Here is a 4,626-nt window from a genome sequence, read left to right as displayed (position 1 = left end):
GCCTCCTCCAGGATGACGTGCGCGTTCGTACCACTCACACCGAACGACGACACACCCGCCCGACGCGGACGCCCCTCGGCCTCCGGCCACTCCCGTGCCTCGGCCAGCAACTCCACCGCACCCGCCGACCAGTCGATCTTCGACGACGGCGTCTCCGCATGCAGCGTCCGGGGCAGCACACCGTGCCGCATCGCCTGCACCATCTTGATGACGCCACCGACACCCGCGGCGGCCTGGGCATGCCCGATGTTCGACTTCAACGACCCCAGCCACAACGGCCGCTCACGGTCCTGCCCATAGGTCGCGATCAGCGCCTGCGCCTCGATCGGATCACCCAGCGTCGTACCCGTCCCATGCGCCTCCACCGCGTCCACATCCGACGCCGAAAGACCCGCACTCGCCAGCGCCGCACGAATCACCCGCTGCTGCGAAGGCCCGTTGGGGGCGGTCAGCCCGTTGCTGGCGCCGTCCTGGTTCACAGCCGAACCACGCACCACCGCCAGCACCTTGTGGCCGTTGCGCCGCGCGTCCGACAACCGCTCCAACAGCAACATGCCCACACCCTCGGCCCAGCCCGTGCCGTCGGCGCCGTCGGAGAAGGACTTGCAGCGGCCGTCAGGCGACAGCCCCCGCTGCCGGCTGAACTCCACGAACAGGCTGGGTGTGGCGATGGCGGTGACACCGCCGGCGAGAGCCAGGCTGCACTCACCCGCCCGCAGCGCCTGCACCGCCAGGTGCAGGGCGACCAGCGACGACGAGCATGCCGTGTCCACCGTCACCGCCGGGCCCTCAAGCCCGAGCGTGTAGGCCACACGGCCGGAGGCGATGCTGCCGGCGCTGCCGTTGATGAGGTATCCCTCGAATTCGGCCGCGGTGCCGCCGTAAATGCGCGCCGCCCCGTAGTCGTCGTACATCACGCCCGCGAAAACACCGGTACGACTGCCACGCACCGAGGTCGGGTCGATACCGGCGCGTTCGAATACTTCCCAGGACGTCTCCAGCAGGAGCCGCTGCTGCGGATCCATCGCCAGTGCCTCACGCGGCGATATACCGAAGAACTCCGGGTCGAATCGGTCGAGGTCGTGCAGGAATCCGCCTCCGCGGGCGTAGGTCCTGCCCTTGCGTTCCGGGTCGGCGTCGTACAGGGCGTCGACGTCCCAGCCGCGGTTGGCGGGAAATGCGGACACCGCGTCTGTACCTTTCGCCACGAGGCTCCAGAGGTCCTCGGGGGACGCGACGTCACCGGGGTAGCGGCAGCTCATCGCAGTGATCGCGATCGGCTCCGCTTCGGCGTCCTCCAGCTCCCGCAAACGCTGCCGGGCCTGGTGCAGATCCCCGGTGACACGCTTGAGGTAGGCACGAAGCTTCTCTTCGTTGGCCGTACCCACGCTTTCCCCCTCAGTATTCCGCATTATTTGCCGAGCAGCGTTCAGTCCAGCCCCGGCCACCACGGCAAACGGTTCGTTCGCCGCGGGCAGGGACAGTCTGGATGGATTGGATGAATGTGAATCAGATTGAAGTTAGATGGAAGTGCTCACACCTGATGGGCCATGACAATCAGAATTCTTCGTCGATGAGTCTGAAGAGGTCATCGTCGGTCGCCTCGTCGATTCTGTCGGTCACGGAGACCGGGGAATCCCCGACGCTCGCCATGTCCCCTTCGCACTGGGCGAGCAGCTTGCGCAGTCGGGTGCGGATGAGTTCGCGGTCCGGATCGTCCTGGGCGAGTCCGGTGAGTGCGGACTCGAGAGTGTCCAGGCCGTGCAGCCCGCTCTCGACCGCCGACGCGCCCTGTGCCGGGCCGAGCTCCGCCAGCAGGTGCGCCGCCAGGGCACCTGGTGTCGGGTGGTCGAAGATCAGGGTCGCCGGCAGCCGCAGTCCGGTGGCCTGGTTGAGCAGGTTCCGCAGTTCGATCGCGGTCAGCGAATCGAAGCCGACGTCCTTGAAGGGACGTGTGGCCTCCACACTCGCCGCAGTGGCGTGTCCCAGTGCCGTGGCGGCGTGGGTCCGTACCAGATCCAGGACGGCTCGCTCCCTGTCCTCCTCGGAGAGGCCCGCGAGCCTCTCTCGCAGGCCCGCAGCACCGTGGGGGTACGCCGCGCCGGAAGGTGCACCGGCTGCTGTGCCGTCATCGCTCGCGGCACTCCTCCGGGACACCGGGACACTCACCAGGCCGCGCAGGAGTGTCGTCACGCCGTCGCCGCCATACCCGTCCCCGGCATGGGCGCGCAGCGCAGCCAGGTCCAGCCGCATCGGCAGCAGCACGGCGTCGCGCAGCCGGGCGGCGGTGTCGAAGAGCAGCAGGCCGCGGTCGGACTCCAGGGCGTCGATGCCCATACGGGCCAGCCGCTGTCGCGCACCGTCGCCCAACCGATCGGTCATGCCGCTGCGCTCCGCCCACAGGCCCCAGGCCAGCGAACGAGCGGGCAGCCCGAGCGTGTGGCGGTGGTGGGCGAGGGCGTCGAGGAAGACATTGGCCGCCGCGTAGACGCCCTGGCCCGCCGTGCCGAGTGTTCCGGCCGCCCCCGAGAAGAGGATGAACGCGGACAGGCCCCGGTGCAGCGTGAGCTCGTGGAGGTGCAGCGCGGCATCGACCTTCGGGCGCAACACCCGGTCGATCTGTTCGGGCGTGACGGTCGCCAGCGTGGCGTCGTCCAGTACGCCGGCCGCGTGCACCACCGCGGTGAGCGGATGCTCGGCCGGTATGCCGTCGATCAGCCGCTCCAGTGCCGCGCGGTCGGCGGTGTCACAGGCCACCACGGTGACCTGGGCACCCAGGGCGGCCAGTCCGGCCCGCAGTGCTGCCGCGCCCTCGGCCGCCGGTCCGCTCCTGCTGGTGAGCAGCAGGTGCCGTACCCGGTGCTCGGTGACGAGGTGCCGGGCGAGCAGGCTGCCGAGGCCGCCCGTGGCACCGGTGACCAGCACCGTTCCCGAGGGTTCGAAGACGGGGCCTGCGGCTTCCGCGGCCGGTTGCTGAACCGTCCGTCGCAGGCGCGGGAGCAACAACTCCCCGTCCCGCACGGCGAACTGCGGTTCACCGGAGGCCAGTGCGTCCATGAGCGCCCGGCCCGAGTTCTCGACCTGGTCCACGTCGGCCAGGACGAACCGGCCGGGATGCTCCGACTGCGCCGAACGGATGAGCCCCCACAGCGGGGCGCTCACCAGGTCGGGCTGGTCGCCCGAGCCGGTCACCACGGCCCGGCGGGTGAGGAACACGAGCCGGGCGGCGCCGAACCGCTCGTCGGCCAGCCAGTCCTGCGCCGCGGCCACCGCGCCGTCGAGCACCGTACGCACGCGATCCGCGGTGCCCGCGAGGCCCGTACCGTCCCCGTTCCCGTCGCCGCCCCTGTTGCCGTCGCCGTCCGCCGCACCGGAGACATGCGCTGTCAGGACCACGTCCGGTATATCCGTGTGTCCGGCGTCGACCGCCGTGGCCAATGCCGCGAGGTCGGGGTAGAGGGGCACGTCGGCGGGCGCACCGGGAACACCCTGGAGTTCCACGTCGAGCTTGAGCTCGGCAGGGCCGACCACGGCCCAGACACCCGTGGCCCCGGATCCGGCCGATGCCTCCTGCCACAGCGGCTCCCACTCCACCCGGAACAGGTCGTCGCCCCGGCGTTCCGCCTCCGCCGCGGCGAGTTGCTCGGGGGCCACGGGCCGCAGCACCAGCGAGTCGATCACGGCGACGCTCTCCCCGGCACCGTCGGCGACGGTCACGCGGACGCCGTCGTCACCGGCCGGCCGCAACGCCGCTCGCGCAACCGACGTTCCGGCGGCATGCACGGAGATCCCCCGCCACGCGAACGGCAGGACCAGGCCAGGCCGCTCCCCGTGGAAGTCGCCCATCCGCAACCCGTGCAACACCGCGTCGAGCAACGCCGGATGCAGTGCGTGCCCGGCGGCGTCCGCCCGCTGCTCCTCCGAAAGGGCCGCCTCGACGAACACCTCGTCACCGCGCCGCCAGGCCGCGCGGACGCCCCGGAACACCGGGCCGTAGTCGTAGCCGTCGGCGGCGAACTCCTCGTACAGGGCGCTCGTGTCCACGGCGACGGCACCCTCCGGCGGCCAGCTACGCAGGTCGCCCACCGGCGACGACGAGCCTTCGGCGACGGCCAGCACCCCGTCGGCGTGCCGCGTCCAGTCCTCCCCGTACGACGCGTCGTCCCTCCGGGAATGAATGCTCACCGAGCGGCGGCCGGCCTCGTCGGGAGCGCCGACCGTCACCCGCAGGCGAACCCCGTCCGCCCCCGGAATGATCAGCGGGGCCTGGAGGGTCAGTTCCTCCACCACATCGCAGCCGACCTGGTCACCGGCCCGGACGGCCAGCTCCACGAACGCGGTCCCCGGCAGCAGCACGGCTCCGGCCACCGCGTGGTCCGCCAGCCACGGATGCGTACGCAACGACAGCCGGCCCGTCAGTACGGCTCCCGAGCCGTCCGGCAGTTCCACCGCCGCTCCGAGCAGCGGATGCCGCGCCGAATCCGCCCCCAGCTCGGCCAGTGCGGACGCCGGAGTCCCGGTGCTCGTGTCCAGCCAGTAGCGCTGGCGTTGGAAGGCGTAGGTGGGCAGGTCGACACGGCTGGCGCCGGTACCGGTGAAGGCCTGCGACCAGTCCACCGCAACACC

At 71.2% G+C, this 4,626-nt stretch carries 2 protein-coding genes; both read right to left on the bottom strand.

What is annotated here, in order from left to right; translation table 11 throughout:
- Positions 1–1,412 (bottom strand): beta-ketoacyl synthase N-terminal-like domain-containing protein (locus ABZ079_RS36675; RefSeq protein ID WP_356943771.1); only part of this gene is annotated, 1,412 nt, incomplete at its 3' end.
- 145 nt (positions 1,413–1,557) lie between these two features.
- Positions 1,558–4,626 (bottom strand): SDR family NAD(P)-dependent oxidoreductase (locus ABZ079_RS36670; protein ID WP_356943770.1); only part of this gene is annotated, 3,069 nt, incomplete at its 5' end.

Origin of the sequence: Streptomyces sp. NPDC006314, assembly GCF_040613075.1 — a bacterium.
Lineage (GTDB): Bacteria > Actinomycetota > Actinomycetes > Streptomycetales > Streptomycetaceae > Streptomyces.
The sequence above is the reverse complement of the archived record's forward strand: the minus strand, read 5'-3'. Positions and strand labels throughout refer to the sequence as shown.